General features: G+C 47.0%; 22 protein-coding genes, 1 pseudogene and 1 other annotated feature. Of the genes and pseudogenes, 20 read left to right on the forward strand and 3 right to left on the reverse strand.

Translation table 11 applies throughout. The features are described from left to right. Nucleotides 1-2 precede the first annotated feature (2 nt). The 18 genes and pseudogenes from QP775_RS14960 to tyrS all read left to right on the forward strand — a co-directional run bounded on the left by QP775_RS14960 (nucleotide 3) and on the right by tyrS (nucleotide 17,900). Complete coding sequence (locus QP775_RS14960; RefSeq protein WP_285107167.1) at nucleotides 3-1,451, forward strand: class I adenylate-forming enzyme family protein; 1,449 nt, start codon at nucleotides 3-5, stop codon at nucleotides 1,449-1,451. Further along, nucleotides 1,435-1,680, forward strand: a complete 246-nt coding sequence (locus QP775_RS14965) for a hypothetical protein (protein ID WP_239330003.1) — start codon at nucleotides 1,435-1,437, stop codon at nucleotides 1,678-1,680. The genes QP775_RS14960 and QP775_RS14965 overlap by 17 nt, the downstream gene beginning before the upstream one ends. Next, the gene (locus tag QP775_RS14970) at nucleotides 1,677-2,525 is read left to right on the forward strand and encodes a sugar phosphate isomerase/epimerase family protein (RefSeq protein ID WP_285107169.1); all 849 of its coding nucleotides are present in this window, start codon (nucleotides 1,677-1,679) and stop codon (nucleotides 2,523-2,525) included. Before QP775_RS14965 ends, QP775_RS14970 begins: the two co-directional genes overlap by 4 nt. Next, complete coding sequence (fabZ, locus tag QP775_RS14975; RefSeq protein WP_239329999.1) at nucleotides 2,522-2,950, forward strand: 3-hydroxyacyl-ACP dehydratase FabZ; 429 nt, start codon at nucleotides 2,522-2,524, stop codon at nucleotides 2,948-2,950. Before QP775_RS14970 ends, fabZ begins: the two co-directional genes overlap by 4 nt. Next, the gene (locus tag QP775_RS14980; protein ID WP_285107173.1) at nucleotides 2,947-4,188 is read left to right on the forward strand and encodes a glycosyltransferase; all 1,242 of its coding nucleotides are present in this window, start codon (nucleotides 2,947-2,949) and stop codon (nucleotides 4,186-4,188) included. Before fabZ ends, QP775_RS14980 begins: the two co-directional genes overlap by 4 nt. Nucleotides 4,189-4,202: 14 nt before the next feature. Then, a complete protein-coding gene (locus tag QP775_RS14985; protein ID WP_239329995.1) occupies nucleotides 4,203-5,153 on the forward strand; it encodes a hypothetical protein in 951 nt (316 codons plus the stop codon). Further along, nucleotides 5,131-6,093 (forward strand): hypothetical protein, encoded by a 963-nt coding sequence (locus QP775_RS14990; protein ID WP_239329993.1) that lies wholly within the window; start codon nucleotides 5,131-5,133, stop codon nucleotides 6,091-6,093. Before QP775_RS14985 ends, QP775_RS14990 begins: the two co-directional genes overlap by 23 nt. Next, nucleotides 6,094-7,047, forward strand: coding sequence for a hypothetical protein (locus QP775_RS14995; protein WP_239329990.1), 954 nt, complete (start codon nucleotides 6,094-6,096; stop codon nucleotides 7,045-7,047). Between the two features lie 28 nt (nucleotides 7,048-7,075). Further along, nucleotides 7,076-8,050, forward strand: coding sequence for an ABC transporter ATP-binding protein (locus QP775_RS15000; RefSeq protein ID WP_285107176.1), 975 nt, complete (start codon nucleotides 7,076-7,078; stop codon nucleotides 8,048-8,050). Next, complete coding sequence (locus QP775_RS15005) at nucleotides 8,043-8,840, forward strand: ABC transporter permease (RefSeq protein WP_239329986.1); 798 nt, start codon at nucleotides 8,043-8,045, stop codon at nucleotides 8,838-8,840. Before QP775_RS15000 ends, QP775_RS15005 begins: the two co-directional genes overlap by 8 nt. Before the next feature lie 5 nt (nucleotides 8,841-8,845). After that, nucleotides 8,846-9,985 carry a 2-deoxy-scyllo-inosose synthase gene (locus QP775_RS15010; protein WP_285107178.1) on the forward strand — a complete coding sequence of 380 codons (1,140 nt, stop codon included), beginning with the start codon at nucleotides 8,846-8,848 and terminating at the stop codon, nucleotides 9,983-9,985. A 1-nt stretch (nucleotide 9,986) separates the two neighbouring features. Then, nucleotides 9,987-11,273 (forward strand): DegT/DnrJ/EryC1/StrS family aminotransferase, encoded by a 1,287-nt coding sequence (locus QP775_RS15015; RefSeq protein ID WP_285107180.1) that lies wholly within the window; start codon nucleotides 9,987-9,989, stop codon nucleotides 11,271-11,273. Nucleotides 11,274-11,540: 267 nt separating this feature from the next. Then, complete coding sequence (locus tag QP775_RS15020) at nucleotides 11,541-12,119, forward strand: response regulator transcription factor (protein ID WP_239329980.1); 579 nt, start codon at nucleotides 11,541-11,543, stop codon at nucleotides 12,117-12,119. Between the two features lie 212 nt (nucleotides 12,120-12,331). Then, nucleotides 12,332-12,865 (forward strand): annotated as a pseudogene (locus tag QP775_RS15025) (7TM diverse intracellular signaling domain-containing protein); the annotation flags it as partial. Nucleotides 12,866-13,252: 387 nt separating this feature from the next. After that, on the forward strand, nucleotides 13,253-13,657 hold the full coding sequence (locus QP775_RS15030; RefSeq protein WP_275444699.1) for a sensor histidine kinase: 405 nt from the start codon (nucleotides 13,253-13,255) through the stop codon (nucleotides 13,655-13,657). A gap of 280 nt (nucleotides 13,658-13,937) precedes the next feature. After that, the gene (locus tag QP775_RS15035; protein WP_285107183.1) at nucleotides 13,938-14,963 is read left to right on the forward strand and encodes an ROK family transcriptional regulator; all 1,026 of its coding nucleotides are present in this window, start codon (nucleotides 13,938-13,940) and stop codon (nucleotides 14,961-14,963) included. A gap of 17 nt (nucleotides 14,964-14,980) precedes the next feature. Beyond that, complete coding sequence (locus QP775_RS15040; protein ID WP_285107185.1) at nucleotides 14,981-16,174, forward strand: MFS transporter; 1,194 nt, start codon at nucleotides 14,981-14,983, stop codon at nucleotides 16,172-16,174. A 126-nt stretch (nucleotides 16,175-16,300) separates the two neighbouring features. Then, nucleotides 16,301-16,522: a binding site (T-box leader), on the forward strand. Nucleotides 16,523-16,640: 118 nt separating this feature from the next. Continuing rightward, the gene (gene tyrS / locus QP775_RS15045) at nucleotides 16,641-17,900 is read left to right on the forward strand and encodes a tyrosine--tRNA ligase (RefSeq protein WP_239329971.1); all 1,260 of its coding nucleotides are present in this window, start codon (nucleotides 16,641-16,643) and stop codon (nucleotides 17,898-17,900) included. 180 nt (nucleotides 17,901-18,080) lie between these two features. On the opposite strand, the gene QP775_RS15050 is transcribed toward tyrS, so the two are convergent. From QP775_RS15050 to QP775_RS15060, 3 genes are all read right to left on the reverse strand, one after another. Then, nucleotides 18,081-18,515, reverse strand: a complete 435-nt coding sequence (locus QP775_RS15050) for a hypothetical protein (protein ID WP_239329969.1) — start codon at nucleotides 18,513-18,515, stop codon at nucleotides 18,081-18,083. 109 nt (nucleotides 18,516-18,624) lie between these two features. Beyond that, nucleotides 18,625-19,494, reverse strand: coding sequence for a carbohydrate ABC transporter permease (locus QP775_RS15055; protein ID WP_239329967.1), 870 nt, complete (start codon nucleotides 19,492-19,494; stop codon nucleotides 18,625-18,627). Nucleotides 19,495-19,515: 21 nt separating this feature from the next. Further along, a complete protein-coding gene (locus QP775_RS15060; protein WP_285107296.1) occupies nucleotides 19,516-20,385 on the reverse strand; it encodes an ABC transporter permease in 870 nt (289 codons plus the stop codon). Nucleotides 20,386-20,611: 226 nt separating this feature from the next. Here QP775_RS15060 and QP775_RS15065 point away from each other — a divergent pair, with 226 nt between their 5' ends. Continuing rightward, complete coding sequence (locus QP775_RS15065; protein ID WP_285107189.1) at nucleotides 20,612-22,396, forward strand: sensor histidine kinase; 1,785 nt, start codon at nucleotides 20,612-20,614, stop codon at nucleotides 22,394-22,396. Continuing rightward, nucleotides 22,393-24,027, forward strand: coding sequence for a response regulator (locus tag QP775_RS15070; protein ID WP_285107191.1), 1,635 nt, complete (start codon nucleotides 22,393-22,395; stop codon nucleotides 24,025-24,027). The genes QP775_RS15065 and QP775_RS15070 overlap by 4 nt, the downstream gene beginning before the upstream one ends. The last annotated feature ends 43 nt before the right edge of the window (nucleotides 24,028-24,070 follow it).

Consider the following 24,070-nt stretch of genomic DNA (forward strand, 5'->3'; position numbering starts at 1 on the left):
TAATGAAGCTCATGACGCGGCATGATGATCATTCGGCAGTTCAGATTGGAAGCTGGACACAAAGTTATGCGGAATTGCAAAGCGCAGTAAACGATAAAATGGAGCTGCTGCAATCATTAGACACCAAGACTGGGAAAGTAGCTCTTGACCTCCCAGATTCAGGTACGTTCCTAGAATGGGCATTGGCTGCATGGGGCAGTGAGCTGTGTATCATGATTCTGGATCAGCGACTAACAGAAGCAGAGAAGCAGGCGCGTCTGCTGCAGTATCGGCCGGATATTATCATTTGTTCGGATGCAGGAGCGGGTATAGCACCTGCATTTCAAGTGGATGTGCCTTTCCAAGTACGCCCTTGTTCCTACGAGGAAGAAGCACCTATCAGCAACACGGCACAGGAAGTAGAGCATAATCACGCTGCGCTTGTCCTTTTTTCTTCGGGATCAACAGGGATTCCAAAACTGATCAAACGAGACAGTGCTGCTTTGCTGGCAGAGTGGTCAAGCTACAGCGAGGAAGATGGATCACCGGATGAACATGCACGTGTACTTTGCCTCGTTCCTGTCAGCCATACGTTTGGACTGGTGTCCGCAGTCGTCCATACGTTAAGACGCGGCGGAACGATCGTATTCCCGGAAATGATCAAGCCGCGAGCTATCGTAGATATCATAGCGGAGCAATCTATTACGCATATGTACGGCGTAGCCTTCCATTATCAGCTGCTCTTGACCGAATTGGAGCAGCGACGGCATGCGCTGCCTTGCAAGCTCCCGCTTATGTTGTGCTCAGGCGGGCCTCTTCCCGCACAACTGCTGCAGCAATATCAGGACAAGCTGCACGTTGGCATCGGACAGCAGTACGGCATGAGCGAAGTCGGCTACATTGCAGTGGATTTTCGCGCCTTACAGCCAGGCTCTGTTGGCAGCATTGCCTCACATCTGTCATGGATGATTGATGAGGAGCAGCAATTAGGCATTCAACTGCCTTGTTCGCCTTATGTAACACAGCAGGAGAATTGGATACCCCATGATAAAGCATCGTCTAGCGCCGCTCAACCTGCCGAAGGGATCTTGCTTACGCAGGATGTGGTGGAAATGAATGATTCATGTTGGCTTACCATTACGGGACGTGCCAATGATCTTGTTAGCATCGGCGGTTTAAAAGTAAAAATAACGGAAGTGGAGCATACGCTGCGGGGTCATCCGGATATCCACGATTGCTGCGTAGTAGCCCTTCCTCATCCGATTTATGGACATATACTGGAAGCCTTTATCGTATGGGGACCTGAACAATGGCAGTCTTTCGAACAGCTTACGCATTGGTTAAAGCAGCACTTGGCGGATTACAAAATCCCACGTAAATTCCGGGTTGTTGAACATATTCCTACCTCGGCGGCAGGCAAAATTTTAAAAGGACAATTGATGAAGGAGATAGCTTATGAACGTTCTGGATGAGATCAGGCAGATGGTAACGGAGTCCGATTTGTTTTCAAGTCTGGATCAGGAAATAGGAGCGCATGATCCGCTTCATTTTGATTCGATGTCCTTAATTTGGCTGATCACGAAGTTAGAAGAACGTTATGCGATTCAGATAGATTACCGCACAGAGGACCTAACTAATTTTGAAAGCATGCATTCGATTTCCACCTATATCGATCTTAGACTAAGAGGTGTTGAGACATGAAGTGGACGATGACAACCGTTTCTTTTCGTTACCATTTGCACTCGTTTGCCGAGCTGATGAAGTTTGGTGCAGATGCCGGCTTTCAAGGGATAGAGCTGTGGGAGCCTCATTGGACCCGGCACGCTGACGCCATCCTCGACTATCTTCAATCCAACCAACAGGATGCGCTTCCTATACGTGTATTAAGCGGATATCAGGACTTGACCGATCTGGCACAGCCTACGCATCAATGGCAGCAGCAGCTCAGACATAAATTAGAGGTATGCCAGCAATTAAATATTCCAGTGCTTCGGCTGTTTACAGGTCAAATGTCAAGTGCGGAGGCAAACGATAGCGTCTGGCAAGCGTGGCTCGATCGCTTGGATACGCTTGAGCATATGGCTGCCGAGAGGAAAGTACAGGTCGTGTTTGAAACGCATCCCGGTACGCTGCTGGATCAGCCGGATGCCGTAGACCGCTTCGTTAAGGCGATCACAACGAGAAGCTGGAAGCAGATCGGCCTTAACTTTGATGTATACCATGTCTGGGAGTTCGGAGTTGATCCGCTCGACTATATCCAGCGTTGGTTCCCTGTCATTAAGCATATTCATCTAAAAAATGCGAGCAAGCGGACATCACAGTTCGTATTTGCCAACGTGTATCATCCAGCGGGTGACTATTCGGACCTGACCGAGCTCCATCAAGGCCAAATTGACATACTGCCAATCATGCAGTACGCCTCCGACAGCGGATATAACGGGGCAGTTACGTTAGAGTGGTTTGGCCTGCCTTCCCGTGAGCAATATCAGCGTGAACTGGCTTATCTAGAACAAGTTCAAGTACCCGCCAAACAGGTGCTCTTATGACGGATGTGATATCTGTTCTTCCTCATCGCAGCCCTTTCCTGTTCGTTGATCGGGTCGTAGAATGTGTTCCGGGGGTTATGGCCAGAGGCTATAAACAGATCACCAGAAATGAATGGTTCTTCGCAGGACACTTTCCCGAGGAACCGATTATGCCGGGAGTTCTTATGACGGAGGCGATTGCACAACTATCAGCCTTTGCTGCTTCACCGTATGAGGGGGGACCGCGACGCGGTATGATTGCGTCTGTCGGCTATACCAAATATGCAGGCATAGTGAGGCCAGGAGACCGCTTGGATCTCTACTTCGAGATTGTGACACAGAAAGGCGCATTTACGAAAGGAAAAGGTACAGCTTCTGTCGAGGGGAAGGTTATGGTTTCGGTAGAGGACCTGATCATCTACACCGAGAAGGGGGAGAGTCCATGAAAGTGCTGCTCGTGACCAGCAACTGGACGGAGACGTTGGGGCACGTGGTGCGTGGTATTGCTATCGCCGAACAACTCACTAAACAAGGCCATCAGGCTGCCTTTCTATGCCCGAAGTCTTATCGGGATCTGCTTCCGCAGCAAGCGGAATGGTATGAGTCGGCACCTAAGCCGAGCTTCACCAACAAAATTTATTTTGGCCTGCATACGTACGAAGATATTTTATTCGCCTCAGGCCACACAGAACCGCAGCAGATTATCTGTACCGTTGAACGAGAACGTGAAGTGATACAGGAATATGTACCGGATATTATCCTTAACGACGAGCAGTTCACCATTGGAATATCGGCTAGTCTGGAACATGTACCTGTCGCTTCAATTGTGACCTGGCCGCTGCATCCCAACTTTCGATCACCGCAGGAGCCTGACATCCCGCTTCGGGCCATGATGCTGCGTCGTCTGCGCGGCAGTTGGAATCAAGTGCTGGACAAGTACGACTTGCAGCCAGTTCTGCATTTGAGCGAGCTGTTATTTAATCGAAGCTCACTGCTCATGGCACCAACAAGTCCGACTCTGGAACCAGAGCTTGCCTATCAGGACCCACACGTACATTATGTTGGGCATCTAGCCCCTCAAGGCAAATTTGCCGAGGTTCCCTCTTGGATGAACGCACTGGATCATCCCGAGCCTGAACAAGCAACTGTATTTATTTACTTGTCCTCCCTTCCGTTTGGCATGAATACGATTGACAGCTTTGAGCTGTTAGCCGACAGCTATCGGGGGACCGACATGCAAGCTGTTTTTGGCATCGGCAAGTTTAATGATGCTGCAGAACAGCAGCTGCGACGATTGGAAGGACCTAATATACGCTTTGAGCGATTTGTGCCAGGTGAAGCCATGATGGGAAGATCCCAGCTGGCGATATTTCCGGGCACACACAGTATGATGGTTTCGGCAGCGAAGCATGGGGTGCCTTGTCTATTGTTTCCTGACTTCTTTGAAAGAGCTTATAACGCCAGTTGTCTGGAACGAGTGGGCCTTGGCTTCATCTGTGAAGCGGATGGCTTCACGAGTGAACAGATCCGTGACCTTTCGCAGCAGCTAATATCCTGCCGTGATGAGCATACGCTTGCACTGCAAGTGCAAGTGGAATTAAAAGCGCTCGGGGGTGCAAGCAAGGCTGTCGCACATATGGATACGTTTCTTCAGGAACAGCAAGTGAGCAGCCATTTCGGATAAAAGGAGCGCAAGACATGAAACTGGTTACGACCTATAACTGTGTCATTGCTACGATTTACAATTACTTATCACACGTACAGAAACTTGAATTTGAACTGGAAGCCCTTATTTTTAGCCCTCCTTTTTTTAAACTGGTTAATTCCTATGACGGCTTTTTGACATCAGCGCCATTTGAGGAAGTCGTAACTCCTTTTTTGCAGCAGGCGGATTGCCATATGGTGTTTCCAAATGTAAGCAGCCCGCAGGCAGCTATGATGTATGCACACGAACACCTACGCACAAAGGGCATTATGCCGGTAGCTATTAATCTGCGCTACGATGTGCTCGAACCGCTGCCATTCGACAATGATGCGTGGCACATTCATATCATAGTTGGTCGAGAAGGAACAGATAGGTTTAAGATGTACGACCAGTTCGAGGACAAATATTATGTAGTGGACGAACAGCACCTGATGAAAGCTATTGATACGCCATTTAACTACAGGAATACAGGCCAATTTACTCCATTTATGCAGATGGATGTGACCGACAGGGAAGCCACACAGCGTAAGCTCTCGGCCAGCGGTACTGGATTATCCAGTTTGCGGCACGCTGTCGAACATTATCCGCTGCACATCAATTTGCATATGGGAAGCGTGTTTCTCGACGGTATCTCCCGATATGCGGTGGAGAGACCAAAGGATTCCGACATCTATAAGCTGATGAATTATCCGCACATTATTTGTAAAAGCCGTCATTTTGTTGCCGAGTATATGAAGCGCTGTATGGGTGGTGTCAAGCTGACTGGGCTGGAACAGCTGCAGAGCGGCTGGGAAAGGTTTCGCAGGCTGCTCGGCATGGCCTTACATCGGCAGGAACGTGAGGCATTCATTCGCTTAGCACAAGAATACGAGCAATTAATATACCTCGAACTACATTGTCTGCAGGAGGTTATGAGCCAATATGAAGCTGGTATCGACGTATAATTGCATACTCGCAAGCGTGTATAACTACATCACCCAAGCGTATCCGCTAACGTTTCAACTGGAGACGCTGCTGTTTAATCCCGAATTCCTAAAGCTTCAGCATTTGTATACGAAGCTGCTGCTGTCTCATCCCTATGATGTGTCCAAACAATTCGTGATGGAGATAGGGGGGACGATTGAATTTCCAGATGTACGTGATCTAGAAGGTGCAGTAGCGTATGCTGATGAGCATTTACAGCATACAGGGGTGCTGCCGATTGCGATTAACTTGAAGTATTCTGTGCTCGATCCAGCCCCATTTGATAATGATTTCTGGAATTTTCAAATGGTAGTGGAACGGATCGACGAACAGCATTTTGTAATGTTTGATATGTTCCATGGGACAAAATACACCGTAAATATGCATCATTTTTCCAATATGATCGATACGCCATTTAACTATCGCAATGAAGGGGAATTCACGCCCTTTATGGTCATTCACATTCCTAACGTTGAGCATACTCGGCACTTGCTCCAGCAAGCGAACATAACAGACCGCCTGCTGGGTGCTTTGCAGGCTTACTCACCCAAGCACAATCTGGATGAGGGCTGCGCCTTTATCGAATATATTCGTAACGCTTTTTTGAAGGAGGAAGTAACAGATCTTCATGATGAGGTGTATCGAATCATGGGGTTCCAAATCATTATTTCCAAGAGCAGAGAGCAACTGCTGAACAGCGCAGCAGCTATCGGAATTCCAATCACAAAGGAAGATCGTGAACTGGTGAAATGGTGGGAGACATTCAGGCTCCAGCTTGCAATGACTATCAACAGGCGCGAGGCAGAAGGATACGAGCATCTGCTATGGATGTATCGGGATCTGAATCGTCATGAGACGCTTGTTGTGAAGCGATTGGAGCAGCAGGTTCTGCTTATGCAAGCAAAGGGGGCTGCACAGTGAATGACATTCACACATGCTTATAATTGTGTGTCCGCAGCCGTGTATAACATGCTAGTCGTTAACTATAACTTTCGGTTTCCTTTCGAATTGATGAGTATGTCGTCCTCCTTTTTTGAGTTGTTTGTCGATAAGGGAAGGTTAAGCTGCGGTTCTCCCATTCATCGTGCTAACGATTTTCTGGTGCAATTTGGCACACGCATATATTACCCGGATATGTTGGACGTGAACGGAGCAATTGCCTACGCGCAGCACTATTTAGACCGACGGGGCGTCCTGCCGCTATCTATTAATTTGAAATATGATGCGGCATCACCCAAGACGTTTGATGATGATCACTGGCATTTTCATCTATTAGTGCGTAAGACGGAACAAGATAAATTTATCATCTTTAATTTATTTAACGGCGATTATTATGAAGTCTGTTCAGCGCACTTGGCCAAGTTGATTGATACGTCATTTAATTACCGATATGCGCAGCAATTTACGCCATTTATGCAGTTGGAACTGGAAAACTATGAGCAGGCACAGGCCGTTCTTGGGCGTGACAATGACAGAGTTGACATGCTCCGGCACGTGCTGAAGCATTATCCGCTTGAATCGAATCTGGATGAGGGCAGTGATTATTTACAAGCGTTGTCTGCGTATATCCGTTCTGGTGAACGTCATCTCCATTATGAGCATCAAGTGCTGGATTATCAGCGCATCGTGACACGCAGCAGAGAACTGGTGCGGAATTATCTTCGCTCCTGCCATGATGGGGAGGCAGGTAATACTGCATTTCAGGCTGTTGTGCAGGGATGGGATGCCTTCCGCAATAAATTGGCAATGGCTTTAATGCGGAGAAGCAGTGCGGATATGGCGGCATTGCAGGGGCACTACGAACATTTGATTCATTTGGAATACAACACGTTAAGCCGTGTCATTACCCTAGTTGAGGCTGCAAAAATGAGATAAGCATTTATACACGAAGGGAGCGCTTCTATTGCCAGTCATTCAAGTGGACAACTTGTTTAAAAAATACGACAAAGCACCGTTTCCGGCGGTTCGCAGTCTGTCTTTTCAGGTGGAGCAAGGGGAAATATTCGGTCTGCTCGGCCCAAACGGCGCAGGAAAAAGCACAACCTTTAAGATGTTGACCACGCTGCTCGAACCGACAGAAGGTTCCATATTTATTTTAAATCGGGATACGATGACATCCCAGAAGGCGATTCGAGAACATATCGGTTATGTTTCTCAGATTGGTGGACACGATCATCAATTGACGGCTTACGAGAATTTGCGCTGGATCAGCAAGCTGTATCACATCCCACGTAAACAGATGAACGACAGAATTATGGAAGTACTGGACTATGTACACCTTTTGGAAGTAAAAGACAACTTGCTTATGACCTTCTCGGGAGGGATGAGGCGTAGATTCGAAATAGCGACAGCCTTGCTGCATCATCCGAAAATATTGTTCCTGGATGAGCCTTCTGCAGGATTGGACGTAGAGCATCGTTATCAATTATGGCATGTACTGGAGCGGCTCAAAAGGGAGCAGAACATGACAGTATTTCTAACCACGCATTACCTGGAGGAAGCCGATCGGCTCTGCGACCGTGTCATGATTATTCAGGAAGGCCAATGTGTATGTCTTGGTGAACCTGAACAGCTCAAGCAAGAGGTAGGCGGCGATCAGGTCTATATTACAGTGGCGGAACACTCGTCTGATATTACAGAAGAACAACTGCGCAGTCAGTTGCTAGAGGAGCATAAGCAGTTGGTCGTAAAGCGAATCCAGATAAATGAGGCCTGTACGGAGCTGCGTTTCTGGGTTGATCAGGGCCATCGTCAGGTTACCCCGATTCTTGATTTGTTAAGCCACTATGACGTACAGATCACGTCGGTACGTGTCACGCAACCAACGCTGGATGACGTTATGATGCAATATACACAAAGGAGTATTCAATATGCTTAATTGGAAATGGCTGTGGTTTGATTTTAGCGGCATCTTTTGGCGGAGCCATGCTCAATTGGTCAAGCTGCCGATCTACCTGCTGACAAGTATCGCAACCCCCTTAATCTGGCTGCTGCTGTTTAGTCAAATTTTTCAACCTGTCATTCATACTGGGCAGTTTAGTGAATTTGGGGACAATTATCTGCTGTTCTTTGCACCAGGCGTTGTCGTTATGACGACTTTGTTTGGCGCGGGATGGTCAGGCATGGGAGTGCTGGCCGATATCTCGACAGGCGTCATCGAGAAAATTATTTCTACACCGTCTAACCGTTCTGCCGTTATTCTGGGCAAGCTGTCACATCAAGCCATGGTAATCATTATGCAAGCCGTTATTGTCATGGTGATTGCGATTCTGATGGGGGCGCAAGGAAGCTTAAATATTGGTACAGCGCTGGGTATTGCGGGATTCGGCTATTTAATGTCGATTGGCATTGCGGCTATATCATATGGTGTTGCACTGCTAGTTCGCCATACGGACAGTATGATGGTCATCGTTAATTTATCGCTGATGCCGATGCAATTTTTATCCAGTACGATGATGCCGATGAGTTCGCTGCCGAAATGGATTCAAGTGGTCTCTTATTTTAATCCGGTCGACTGGTATGTCGTTGTTGTACGTACGTTATGGTTGAAAGGATGGGAATGGGACATTTTGCTCCGACCAGGCTTATGTATCTTCGGCTTGTCGATTGCAGGTATGATCTTCTGCTCGTACGTCTTTAACCGGGCACTAAGCGGAGACTGGAGGTAGTTGGCATGACACATAAAGTTAGAACGATCCAGTTTGGTTCGTATAAATATGACTTTTGGTATGGGAAGCATGTGATCTCGCAGTTGTCTTCATGGTTTACGAACCAAGAATCGATTCCAGGCTGCTTTATTCTTATTGCGGATACAGGCATTCCGCCGCGTATATTGGAAGAAACCAGCGCCGAACTGGAGCGAGCTGGAATAGTTCATGTGCTGCGATTCCAGCCTGGCGAGGAGCATAAGAACTTGGCGACCGTCGCACAGTTGTGCGAGCAAGTCATTGGCCTTGGTGCAGATCGGCGCGCAGTTATTGTGGCGGTGGGCGGTGGTGTAACCGGGAATATCGCCGGCATGGTGGCGGGGATGTTATTTCGCGGCTTGCCGCTGATACATGTGCCAACAACGTTAATGGCCGCATCTGATTCGGTGTTGTCATTAAAACAGGCCGTAAATTTGTCCAGCGGCAAAAATTTAGTCGGTTTTTACTACGCTCCTCGTATCGTATGTGCAGAACTCAGCTATATCTCAAACTTGCCTGTTCGGGAAATACGAGCGGGTCTGTGCGAAGCCGTCAAAAATTTATTGACGATTGCGCCAGAGGAGATCGACCGGTTTAAGGAGATCTTTCGGCCAGATCATCAATATCATTCGGGTGAGCTGGGGGACATTATCGACTTTTGTATTCGGGCCAAAAGTACCGTGATGCGCGAAGATCCCTTCGAGAAGAAAACCGGCCTTATTCTGGAGTATGGCCATACGATCGGGCACGCGCTGGAACTGGCTTCGAAGGGGCAATACAACCATGGCGAAAGTGTCGCCTTTGGTATGCTGTGCGCAGCGCGAATTGCGGAGAAGCTCGGACTTCTAAGCCGAGAAGCGGTTAATCTGCATCACGAGCTGCTGAATCAGATCGGCGCATGGATTCAGCCCCGTCAGGAACTGCTTCCTGCTGTTGAGCACATCTTGCATTCTGACAACAAGCGGGGATACCGTCAGAGTCGGCCAGGCCATACAGGTATGGTGCTGTTGCAAGGATTAGGTGAGCCAGCAATGCAGCATGATTCCTACATTACCTTAGTACCCAACGATCTCATTCATGAGGTCATGCAGGAACAAATTCAATTAAAGCAAAGTGTGGTGAGCTGACATGGCAGCACCTATTCGAACCAAAAGCTGGCCTGGTTGGCCAATGGCAGATGAAGATACTCGTCAGGAGCTGCTAGATGTGCTTGACAGCGGCAGATGGGCGATCAGCGGCGCCTATATGGGCAGGGAGACCAAGGAGCAGCAGTTTGCCGCTGCCTTTGCGCAATATAATCGTATTGAGCACTGTTTGACGCTGGATCACGGTACTTCTGCTCTAATTGCTGCCTTGGAGGCATTGGAGATTGGTTATGGGGATGAAGTGATCGTACCCGGATTGACTTGGATTGCGCCAGCCGTTGCCGTCTTATCGGTGAATGCAATTCCGATTATGGTAGACATTGAAGCAGACACATTCTGTATGAGCCCTGAAGGTGTGCGTCTAGCCATTACGCCGCGCACAAAAGCCATTCTCCCCATCCATATGTATGGCAGCATGGTAGACATGGACGCAATTATGCAGATTGCCGCAGAATACAATCTATATGTAATTGAAGACTGCGCCCACAGTCATGGGTCCGTCTGGCGCGGCCAACGGGCAGGCACGATTGGCCATATCGGCGCCTTCTCGATGCAGCAGGGAAAGGTGCTTACCTGCGGCGAAGGCGGCGCGGCTATTACGAAGGACGAGAGGCTGTTAGCCAAGATGGAGGCGTCCGCCTGGAACGCACGGACCAAATTGCCAGATGCGGAGCTGAGGCTGGGGGCAATGCAGTTAAGTGAGACTGGCGGTCGCTTTGGCACAAATCGCTGCTTGTCGGAGTTTCAAGCAGCGATTCTGCTGGCTCAGCTTCGTAAGCTGGATGACCACCATGATGTTCGTGCAAGCAATGTGCGTTATCTCAATGAACATTTGCGTGAGATTCCAGGTGTGCTCACGATGCGCACACAGCCACAAGTCGATCGACAATCCTATTATGGATTTGTTGTAAGAATCCAGCCAGACGTATTCGGCAGCACGGCCAGCCAGACGATTCTCAGCTTGCAGCAAATGCTTGGCTTAGGCGCTTACTATTTGCATGAGCCTTATATTCCGCTGCATCGTAATCCGCTGTATACGCCGCACTCCAGGCGTCACAAGCTGGAGGAGTCTTATACGCAGGCACTGCGCACAGAGCGGTTTACGCTTCCGCAATGTGATGCTGCTTACGATTGCGGCATTGTATTTCATCATTCCGTGCTGCTTGGAGATTTAGAGGACATGCAGCACATTGTAGCGGCATTCCGTATGCTGTGCCGATATGGGAATGAAGGCCTACTAACCGACAAGCGTATTCATAGTTTACAATAGATTCATATGAACATAAGCTGTAATATTACATAATTGCAGCAGGAGGGGATGGTATGGCATGGACAGGATCAGCTTTGTATTTGCTTATTGTGTACGGCCAGTCCATCCCTTCATATGAACATGAAGCGTAAGGAACTGACACGCAGTGAAATACACTCTCGAAAGGATGTGAAGTATAATCGGTTATCCGATGCGTTGTGACATAACGAATAAGTGGAAAAGGTAGTGAGAAAAGCAATTTTCTTATCATAAGGAGGTCGTTTTTCTATGAATAAAATTAAAGTGTTGTTGGTAGAAGACGATCCGTTCTGGATAAAGCATATCGTTCATGATCTGAATCAGGAAGCGGACATCGTGGTTGCCTATACAGCAGATACGAAGGAACAAGCAGTTGACGCAGCACTTCATGCTGATATCGATGTGGTTCTGATGGATGTGGAACTGAACCCGAATCAACGTGACGGTCTTTATGCCACACAGGAAATTACGAGCCGGACGGACTGCAAGGTCATTATGATGACCTCTTATCATGAGCGCAATATCATTTTGGACGCGTTTGATATGGGTGCTGTTAATTACGTGACCAAGGAGCATTATTCAGATATCGTGGATGCGATTCGCGCTGCGCATGCTGGCCATTCGTCGATACATGGCTGCTGTGCAGATGTACTGTTGATTGAATGGAGATTACGATTTTTGTCGCGGTCGGAGCGAGAAGTCTATGATTTGAAAGAGCAAGGATTCAAAAGCCATCAGATCGCCTCCATGCTCCATAAGTCGTTGGATACGGTGAAAAGCCAGATCAAAAGTATCGGCAGAAAAAGAACAAAGACATTGAGTGATTAGAAATTGGTCAAAATCGCCGCAAAACGAGCAGTTCTGTTGACAGTTATCTTTCTTTTCCTTCTGCCGATTCTATTATTACGGGGTGCTCCCCCTTATGAGAACTTTCATTGGATGAGCGCTGATCATTCTGTAATTACCGCGCAGGCCCTGCTTCGGCAAGATCTGAGCAAGTTTGGCTTGGCTGTCATTTACGTAAGCCTGGCTGTTTTTTTTTATTTGTATTTAAGCAAACGAGAAAGCAATATGTGTATTTATATTTTATGTTATTGTTATGTGCGCTTGCTAATTACATGATCGCAATGACAGGTATTAAATGGTCGTTAAGCAGTATTTTTATCGTATGGTTCAGCTTGAAACCGTTTCCGATTCTACTCAATATGATGGGGATACCCGTCGTCTTTTTTTTATTCGTGGATCAAATGTTCGACCGCTCGGTGCTGCGGTATAAAGGATGGCTCTGGCGGGTGTACGCGGTCTGTGGCACAGTGCTGCTGTTCCTGTATGTTCTTGGTCTCATTGGACTGCCTATTGTCATATTTATATTTGTCATAATGGTGCTGGTAGGTCTTAGTTATGTTTTAAGCTGCAGCTTGGTTGAATATGCACGCTTGACAAAGGATGGGAAATGGTTTGTTGCAGGGCTCTTTATTATGTTCATAGGAAGCATGCATGATACGTTGGTTCTTGTACAAATTATCCGACAGGGAGTACTGATATCTCATTGGGGAACTGCTGGACTGATCTTTAGCGTGCTTGTCATTTTTGGTCGGCAGTGGATGGAAAGAGGGGTGAAGGAGGTAAACCTGAAGGGCTGTATGACCATAGGCCCAGAGGAAGCTTCTGCCGCTTTATCGGTTACGTCCATCGTTAATCATTCTATCAAGAACGAGATGAACAAAATTCAATACTTGGCTGATCAATTGAAGAAAGCGCTAGGCGGTCTCCCATATGATACGGCATCACAGTCCGTTGACGAGCTGTATCGGATTACAAATCATGTACAAGAAATGGTGAATAAAATACGTCAATTCAGTTCCGACCTCATATTGCATGAGGAAGCCGTTGAGATGGATATGCTGGTTGACGAAGCGTTATTGTTAATCCAGCCTTATGCGGAGCAGCATCGTGTAAGTATGGTTAAGTGCTCGGATTTACAGCAGCAAAAGCTGATCGTCCATTGTGATTCTATTTATGTGAAAGATTGTATGGTCAACCTATGCTTTAACGCAATTGAAGCTATGAAACCTGATATGGGGCTGCTCCAAGTCCGTATTGCTACGTATAAGAAGGGAGCACTGATCGAATTTCGTGATAATGGAACAGGCATCTTGCCAGCAGATCTTGCACGTATTCAAGAACCCTTCTATACAACAAAAAAGAAGTCTACTCATTTTGGGCTTGGCCTTAGTTACTGTCAGCAGGTGATGACGAAACATGATGGGCAATTAAAGGTGGAAAGTCAATTTGGCGTAGGGACGAGTGTAGCCCTTTATTTTCCCAAGTCTCGTACACGACGGGTTGATTTGAAGGATAAGTGATCCAAATAATAAAAGTAATAACGCTAATATTTTATAGACGTAGGAGCGGATAGGAGGATAAATGGCTTAGGTAATGTTCAAATGTACAGATAAACATTATAATTGGGAGTCGACTTGAATGGATAAGAGCTGCTAAGTATAAAGCGGCTTTTATTTTTTGTCTGATGATGGCGGCCTAGGGGAGTCGAAGTTGAGATTGACAGGTATGTGTAGACGTGGTAACTTTAGTTCTGAACTTATTAAAATACTTTTAAAAAGTGTTTTATCATTGAGGTGTAGGATGAAACCAATTAGCGGAAACGCACTTGTGATCAAAGAGATTAATATGAATCTCGTTCGTCAAATGTTAAAAGCCAAGGGAACCGCCACCAAGCAAGAAATTGCGTTGGCAACCGGTTTAAGCGTCGTGACGGTTAATACCGTACTGCAGTCCCTTGTCAAGCAAGGAGAAGTAATGAAGTCGGGCCTCTCCTCTTCCTCGGGCGGAAGGCCTGCTATGCTGTTTGCCTACCATTCGGACTATGCATTGGCTCTCATCTTGTATCCCCTTGAAAGGGACGGATGCATCCAAATACATGGCACGGTGGTTAATTTGTCTGGTGATCCTGTCTACGAGACAGATGTGGACGTCGATCAGCTGGATGTGGCTCAATTAGAATCTATAATTGATCGTCTACTTGCTGCCTATCCTTCTATTCAGGCGATTGGCCTTGGTTTGCCAGGTGCAGAGTACGAGGGGAAGATGATTGTGTCTGATTATCAATCCTTACTTGGCGTCTCGCTCGCTGAACATTTGCGCGTCCGTTATAATCGCCCCATTATCATTGAAAATGACGTGAATGCAGCAGTTATAGGCTTTAGCAATCGAATGCGCGTAACCCCGGAACAGACAGTAGTTTATTTCTATTTTCCACAGCGGTATGCACCGGGAGCGGGTATTTTTATGAATGGCAGGCTGTATAAGGGGAAAGGCAATTTTGCTGGCGAAGTCGCGAATATACCGCTTGGCATCCCATGGGGAGACTGGACACTGGCAAATACTTTTGACACATGGTGCAGTGCAATTGCGAAGCTTACGGTTGCGGTATCCAGTGTTCTTAATCCGGACCTAGTGGTACTGTGTGGGCACAGAATTGAACAGGTGCATGTCAAGGCAGTTATAGAACAATGCAGCACACAGCTTCCTCAAAGTGCGGTGCCTCATATGTTCCTCTCAGAGGATTTTGCAGCCGACTATCTTAGCGGCATGATTGTGCAGACGCTAGATACATTGGAATCTGGTCTTGTGTTGCAACAGAAACGATAAAGGCGGTTAATTTCATCATGGCAACTCTATTCTTAGTTATTATTTATTTGGCTTTTATTAGCTTAGGCTTACCAGATTCATTGTTAGGAGCGGCGTGGCCGGTCATGCGAATGGATTACGGAGCACCGATCGAGACGGCTGGCATGCTCTATATGATTATAGCTGGCGGAACAATCGTATCCAGCTTAGCAAGCGGAACTGTACTTAAACGTTTTGGGACAGGGAAAGTAACCTTTGTAAGTTGTGTGCTGACAGCAGGGGCATTATTCGGGTTCTCGATTGCGCCTTCGCTGATCTGGCTATTTCTATGCGCGATCCCTCTTGGCTTGGGAGCAGGGGCAGTGGATGCAGGATTAAATAATTATGTAGCGACACATTATAAGGCGCATCATATGAGCTGGTTGCACTGCTTCTGGGGCGTTGGAGCTACCATTGGCCCGATGATTATGTCTTTTTATATTTCAAGAGGGCAATCGTGGAGAGACGGCTATACGACTATTTTTATCATTCAGCTCGCACTGGTCGTGCTGTTGTTTTGTACACTGCCGCTCTGGAAACGTGTATCACCTGAAAGTCGTGATGAAAGAACCGATGACGGGGGAGACACAGATCCTGAGGGAGCTAACGAGCAAAAGGCACGTACAAACCCGTTAAAGATCAAGGGGGTAAAGTTAACGCTCACATCCTTCCTGCTCTATTGCGGCGTTGAATCTACTGTTGGCTTGTGGGGAGGCAGCTTTCTAGTCAACACCAAACAGCTCACAGCCGCCACAGCCGCACAATGGGTATCTTTGTATTATGCGGGTATCACAGTTGGCAGACTGATAACCGGATTTGTTACCTTTAAAGTCAGCAATCGTGTGCTAATCCGTGCAGGACAAATGATTGCACTGGCCGGAACCGTTCTTCTAGTATTACCGCTGCCGACTTCATTTTCCCTGGTTGGTTTCATTATGATTGGCCTCGGATGCGCACCTATTTACCCTTGCCTGCTCCATGAGACACCGACCCGATTCGGCAAAGAGCAATCCACAGGTATCATGGGTTATCAAATGGCCGTTGCGTATACCGGCAGCACTTTTTTACCGCCGCTGCTCGGTTGGGTCATTGGTTATTCGACAACAGGAGTTCTTCCTTATTTTGTGATAACTTACATTGTGCTTATGTTTATTGGATCTGAGCAGGTCAATCGACTGATGAAAGCGCATTGATCTGTGTGCATGAGGTGTTGAGGCTCCATTACGATTAGGAAGAAGTTTAGGCATTATCAATGTGCTCCAATCCATCTCGATTGACAAAAAAATTTTAATTCAATATACTGTCTGTAATCTAATAAACGATGTACGTTGAAGGAGATTAGTAGCAGATTTGTCCCTGTTGCCAGAAAGCTGGGGGTTGATGGAACCTAGCACACACAAGCCTGCGAATTACACTCTGGAGTATCTTGGGTAATGCTAAGCGGAATGGCAATCGATATTTTGCCGAGAGTGGCATGAATGGCGTCAGAAGCGTCGTTGGTGCAATCTGGGTGGTAACACGGTTAATCAATCGTCCCTATGTCTACAATAGACAAGGGACGTTTTTTTGTGTTTATACCGGTTCCTATCAGGTCTTTGGAACGACACGAATGACATGAATCAATGCAATGATATCTATTTATTTAAGGAGTGGAAAGTCATGAACATTATTGAGGAATTAGAATGGCGCGGAGCGATTAACCAGCAAACAGACGCGGAAGGATTGCGCGAATTAGTTCAGGAGAAGCAGATCTCCTTGTACTGCGGTGTAGATCCAACGGGTGATAGCATGCATATTGGACATTTAATCCCATTTATGATGATGAAACGCTTCCAGTTGGCAGGACATTGTCCGGTAATCTTGATTGGCGGAGCGACGGGAACGATTGGTGACCCAAGCGGACGTCAGACTGAACGCCAGCTGCAGACGATGGAACAAGTGCAGGCGAATGTAGACGCGTTAACAGCACAGATGAAGAAACTGTTTGATATCGACGGCAGCAATCAATTAAAAATGGTCAACAACTACGACTGGACACATCAGCTTAACGTAATTGATTTCTTGCGCGACTACGGCAAAAACTTCAGCGTGAATACGATGTTGGCAAAAGATATCGTCGCGAGCCGTTTGGATAGTGGTATCTCCTTTACGGAGTTCTCTTACCAGATCTTGCAGTCGATGGACTTCCATCATCTTTACAAGCATGAGGATGTTCAGCTGCAGATTGGTGGCTCTGACCAATGGGGGAACATCACCAGCGGCCTGGACTTGATTCGTAGAAAAGAAGGATCAGAGGCTAAAGTATTTGGTTTAACGATTCCATTGATGCTTAAAGCAGATGGTACGAAGTTCGGCAAGACTGCCGGTGGAGCGGTGTGGCTCGACGCCAACAAAACAACACCGTTTGAATTCTACCAATTCTGGGCGAATACGGATGATCGAGACGTCATCAAATATTTGAAGTTCTTTACGTTCCTCGATAAGACAGCGATTGACCAATTAGAAGAAAAAGTGCAGACAGAGCCTCATAAGCGTGAAGCACAGAAAGTGTTAGCAGAAGAAATGACGAAGTTTGTCCACGGGGAAGCACTGTTGATCCAAGCGAAGAAAATTACGGAAGCATTGTTTAGCGGGGATATCAAATCATTGACAGCAGATGAGATTGAGCAGGGCTTTAAAGATATGCCGACGTTCCATGCTTCCAAAGAAACGATGAACATTGTGGATTGGCTGGTGGAGTTAGGAATCGAACCGTCCAAACGTCAGGCACGTGAAGATATTACGAAAGGCGCCATCTCCATGAATGGAGAGCGGGTTCAGGATGTTGGCATGGATGTGAGTGAGGATCTTGCCTTTGATGGACGATTTATTATTATTCGCAAAGGAAAGAAAAATTACAGCTTGGTCCGATTAAGCTAGCTTATTACACGCCGAACGCACCTATTATAACGTAAAGGGACAGCCGTAAAGCCGATTTGGCTCTGCGGCTGTCCCTTTTCTTATAAGTACTGACGGTTGCTGTTCATGCACAGCTGTGAACCACAGCAATGAGGCTCCCACAAGTTTAAAGAACTAGGGGAGCCTTGGTTGACGCTGTGACTAGTCTGAGTATGCTCTAGCAGCAAAGCTCTCAGGGCCGATACGTTTTAACTTGGAGGACTTTGTATTCGTCGTGGAAACAAATGCTTGATAAATGAGAAAACCAGGGTTAGGGGGCAAGTAATCCACGCCGCTAGCTGAAGCAACGCTTCTTATGGCACACTTATGGTCATCCTCTGCCACGCCGCTGTGCTGGGTCTGAAATACCAGCACGGCATCAGCACCTTCACCGCGATAAATACTAATGAGAACACTGCTGTTTTTAACATAACTGAACTCTAACGTGTAGTCGAATTCAATTCTTAGAGTAGGGCCTGTATTCGAAGTATCCAGACCAAGGGTCCCAAACAATTGGGGGGTCTTCGTAATTGGAATGTCGAGTTCTCCAAGAACACTGGAGTTCAAGGAAACTTCCTCGTCCACTAATCTAGCCATTCAACATACCTCCTTCTTATGCTCCTAATACTGTATGGAGGTTTATATATTTAAGCTTGGATACAAGTCACGAGTCTTAAAAAATTAGGAACCCAATTTAAAGCATAATCTACTCCTTCACCGCACCTAATACGATCCCATGAACAAAATATTTTTGCAAAAATGGATATATGGCCAAGATCGGAATAAGGCTAATAAAGATTTGTGCCGACTTTACGGTCCGTTGGGACAGCTTTTTAACCGTTTCCGGGTCCATGTTAGTAAAGTCGGTTTGCACCACAATCGTTTGCAGCAGCGTGGCAAGGGGCAGCTTCTCTACTTCGCGCATGTAAATCAGGCCGTCAAAATAGGAATTCCAATGACCGACGATAATAAACAACGTAATGGTCGCAATAGAGGGCATCGATATAGGCAAATACACACGCAGGAAGGTCTGAAAGTGATTGGCCCCGTCAATGACAGCAGCTTCTTCGAGTTCTCTTGGAATGTTGCGAAAAAAGTTCAGCATAAGAATAATATTGTAGACACCAACTAGACCCGGTAAGATTAACGCCCACAAGGTGTTGATCAAGCCAAGCTTCGTAATGAGAATGTATCCCGGAATAATTCCACCACTAAACAGCATCGTAAATATGAAATACCACATATAGGCATTGCGTCCTCCTAGTACCTTCTCCTTGGAGAGGGCATAGGCGGCACAAGTGGTGACCGTCATGCTCAGAATCGTGCCCAGAACGGTTCGTTGGACGGAGATCCACATGGAGTTTAAGAAGTTTGGGTTGTCAAATGTCTTCTGATACGCCTCAATCGTAAAGTCTTTTGGCCAAAAGGTAATCAATCCCGCATTCGCCGGGGCAGGTCCGCTAAAGGACACCGCCATAAGGTGAATAAGCGGTAATATGCACAGGACGGATAACGTAATGAGAAAGATATAATTACATGCTGAGAAGACTCGATAGCCGGTTGTCTTATGATACATAATGGTGATCTCCTCCCTTTATTAAAATATTCGATAGTTCGCGAATCGATAGGCGAGCAGGTACGAGATGACAATCAGGACAAGACTGATTAATGATTTTAATAGGCCGACTGCTGTTGCAAAGCTATACTGGCCGCTTAGCAAGCCCTCACGATACACAAACGTATCAATAATATCCGCCTTGTCGTATACGAGCGAATTATACATATTAAAAATTTGGTCGAAATTGGCGTTCAGCACGCCGCCGAGCGCCAAGGTGCCAACTACGATCAAGATTGGCATCAACGCCGGAATCGTAATGTGAATTGTTTGCTGCCAACGGTTGGCGCCGTCCACCTCAGCCGCTTCATACAGGGATGGATTGACGCCTGCCAAAGCGGCCGAAAATACGATCGTGCTAAAGCCGAATTCCTTCCACACATCGCTGACGATGACTACCCCCCGGAACCAATTGCCCTCTCCAAGGAAGAAGATCGGCTTTATGCCAAGCAGCCAGGTCAAAAACTGATTTACGATCCCGGTCTGTGAAAGCATATCCATGAGTATGCCAGCCAGAACAACCCAGGATAGAAAATGAGGCAAGTAGACTAACGTCTGGATAGATCGTTTGATGATCGATTTTCGAACCTCATTCAACAGCAGCGCAAATACAAAAGGAACGATCAGGTTCAACACAATTTTAATAACGGCAAAAAATAATGTGTTGCCTACGATCTGGAGGAAATAATCATTTTGCAGCATATACCGAAAATGCTCCAGCCCCACCCATTCAGAGCCAAAAAGGCCGCGCTTGGGCTTGTAGTGTTGGAACGCCATCAAGATGCCTGACATCGGGAGATAAGCAAATATAAAGGTGAAAATGACCGCCGGAAGCACCATAAGATGCAGCATCCAGGTATGTTTCCGGAGCGGACTGACGAAGGGTTTGATTCGCTTGATATTGGCAGGCCCGGAAGGCTGTGAGCTCGGAACGGTCTGGTTCATAGAAATTGCCCCCTTTTCGAATGAATGCGGTTTCAGATATACTTCATCTTACTAGTCAGCATAGAGAGTGCCTATATGGCTTTGTTAGGCAGGTAGGGATTCATTAGGCACTTGCTCGGAAAAGAGGGGACAGATGAAATTTCGTGGTAACCTGTTCAAGAAGCTGAACTTGGGGCTGGCACTTGTCTTCTTCATTATTGTAGTTGTCTACGGAATCGCTCACCAGCGTACAACGACGATATTACAAGACGAGATACGTCGCTCCAGCTTGCAGAAGCTGATGCTGCTGACAGAGGAATTGGACAGTAAGGTACGTCAAATGACAGACTTTCAGTTAACATTGTTGACCGATTCCACTGTGAAGCGATTTGCATCTATATCAATGGAAGCTTTAAATTATGACCGGATTGAGAATCGAAGGTCCATCCAAGACAAGCTTGCATACAAAGAGAACACATTTGCCCAGTGGAAAAGCTCTTACGGGATATACTCTGTGCTGAATCAAGAAATGATTGCACTTGATAGTAAAATATTTCAGGAAAGCTTATTCCATCATGAATTAACTGCCCGGTGGGTATTGCGACGGAATGAGCCCTCCGCAGACCGACGCTTCTACCGCTTCACGTTGGATGGTATTATCCGCGAGCGGGCAGCCAGCCTGCATGCGACAACCATTGTAGGCGCCTCCTTCCCGGAATCTAACATACGCGAGACGTTGGATCGGGCGATGGAACACAATCGTGGTAATACGATTTTGTATCACAGTCGGGATGAGTGGATTGAAGGAAGTCGTGAAGGCAGCTCCATTAACGAACTTATCGTTAACAATCTCCAGGGAAGGGAATTAGAGCATACTTTTCAGTATGTATTCAAAGCTAACGGACAGCAGTATTTGGTCACTGGAGTTGAATCTGACAGTCTTAATTGGTATATGGTCGACAGCACGCTGCTTGATGATGCAATGAAGCCGTTATCTGTGGTAAATGGTCTGTTTTACGGGGTGCTTGTTGTGCTATTTCTGTTAACCATCTCGATGTCTTATACCGTGTATCGTCATGTGCTTGCCCCGCTGAAGACACTGATGCGCGGGCTTAAAAGCATTCAATCCGGACAATACGCCGTTCAGATTCAGACCGATCGCAACGACGAGTTTAACTTTGTGTTTGATCGGTTTAATGAGATGAGCAGAGACATGAGAGAATTGATAGAGAACATTTTGATGGAGCAGTTGAGGGCGAAGGATGCTTATTTAAAGCAGCTTCAAGCTCAGATCAATCCTCATTTTTTATACAACTGCCTTGGCTTTATTATTAATATGATTGAGATGAAGCAGGATCAAGCTGCCATTACGATGGCACACAACTTAAGCGATTATTATCGTTACATGACACGTACAGATATTACGGAAGTGATGCTGAAAGATGAAGTGGCCGTAGTCAGCAGCTATTTAGACATTCAGCGAATGCGCTTCTCGCGTTTACAGGTTGAGATCGATATCGCTGAATCGCTGCACAGCTTGATTGTACCGCGGCTGATCATACAGCCTGTCGTGGAAAATGCAATCGTACACGGCATTAGCAGCTTAATCCGGCCAGCACGTATCCTTATCCGCGGAGGGCGGTCCGGCCAACTAGTGTGGGTTGAGGTTGAAGACAACGGCAAGGGCTTATCGCATGAGCAGCTTGCAGCCCTGCTGCACGCAGTCACAGCCGCTGACAATCCGCAGATAGGCTATGGACTGTGGAATGTAAGACAGCGACTTTTGTACCGTTATGCGGAAGGGGCCGACATAACGATCAGACAAGCCGAACTGCAAGGACTTATCGTTCGTCTGGAATGGATGGTCCTAGACCAGAACGAACAATATAGGCATCCGCATAACCGAGGCAGCGCGGAAGAAGGAGAGAGTGAACGATGAGAAACTTACTGATCGTAGACGATGAAGCTCATTGGGTGGACAATCTAGCTGATCACAAGCCTTGGAATGAACTCCAGATTGATGTGGTACATAAAGCGTATTCCCCGTTCGAAGCGTTGGAGCTTATGGATACTTATCCGATCGATCTCGTCATTACGGATATATCAATGCCTGAACTGTCCGGGCTGGAATTAATAGAAGAGATCAAGAAGCGTAAGCCTAACACCGTGTGTTTGCTCTTGTCCGGCTATTCAGAGTTCGAATATGCGAAGCAGGCGATGCGCTTGGAGGCATTTGATTATTTGCTTAAGCCAGTAAAGGACGAGGAATTATTTCGTGTGGTCAATAAGGCTGTTCAGCAGTTGGAGCGGAGGGATGCGGACAAAGGTGTGTATCAGAAACTTCAGCACAGCCTGCAAGAGAACTTGCCGCTTATACGAAGCCATTTGCTGCGGGAATGGCTTGTCGGTAAAGGACACACGAGCCGTTGGAAGGATCAAGCAGACCGCTACCAAATTCCCTTTGTTGAGCAGAGAGAAGTGTGGATGATGCTGATTCGGCTTGAAAATGAATATCAGACAGCGTCGCAAAATACGACAACGGATCGCAGTTGGGCGGAATTTGCGGTGCTTAATATAGCAGATGAATGGTTGTCACCGGATTTTGAAGTATGGGGCTGCCGCGAAGAGCATGGTTATATTGTGCTGCTGCTCCAGCCGAGTGACAGCGTGCTAGTGTCTGCTGAGGTCACCCGACTTCTGGAACACATGATGCTTGGACTGCAGCAGAAGCTGAAGTCGATCGCCAAGGAACCAGTATCGCTGCTGCTGACTAGAGCGCATACGTTCCCAGCTGGAGTAAGGCCTGCTTATGAGCAAGCGCTTATCGATTTCAGGCGACAGGTGGGCGAACGACAGGAGCTAATTCTGCTCGAATCCGCCGCTTTGCATCCTGCGGCTAAGTCCATGCGCGCGCTCCATACTGCGCCGACGCTGCTGCAATTGCTGGAAATGTCCCAATGGGAACTGGCAGAGCAGCGTTTAAGCCAAATATTTGCGGAGTTATCCGAGCAGTGGCAGCAATCCTATGAACATGTACTTATTGCCGGAATGGAAATTAGCACGGCCTATATGCAGCTTATTCATCGCAACGGCCAATACTTGACAGACTTGAGTCCTGAGCTAATGGCCTCCTTTAGCAGCGGAGCACCTTTCCGTTCAATCCAGGCGCTGGAGCGATGGTCATATGACATGTTACGGCTCATTCAGCAGGTACAGAAAGAAGAGGTACACAGCAGCCGACAGAGTACGATTCGCAAAGTACACCTGTTTATTGAGCGTAATCTACATAAGGACGCTTCCCTGCGGGCTATTGCAGATGAAGTTCATATGCACCCCACTCATTTATCGAAAATATATAAGCTGGAAACGGGCCAAAGTCTAAGTGAATATATGATGAATGTTCGTATGGACAAGGCCAGCAGGCTGCTTATGGAGACAACAAAGCGCATCTATGAAATTTGCGAAGAGATCGGCTATTCAGACCCTGCTTACTTCATTAAAGTGTATAAAAAATATTATGGCATGACACCACAAGAATATCGAGAGCGGCATCAGCATAGCTGCGAATAACACTAACAAACTCTTATCAAACACAACAAACCCTTATGGAAAC

The sequence above is a fragment of the Paenibacillus sp. UMB4589-SE434 genome, assembly GCF_030226685.1.
In the GTDB taxonomy this organism is placed as follows: domain Bacteria; phylum Bacillota; class Bacilli; order Paenibacillales; family Paenibacillaceae; genus Paenibacillus_B.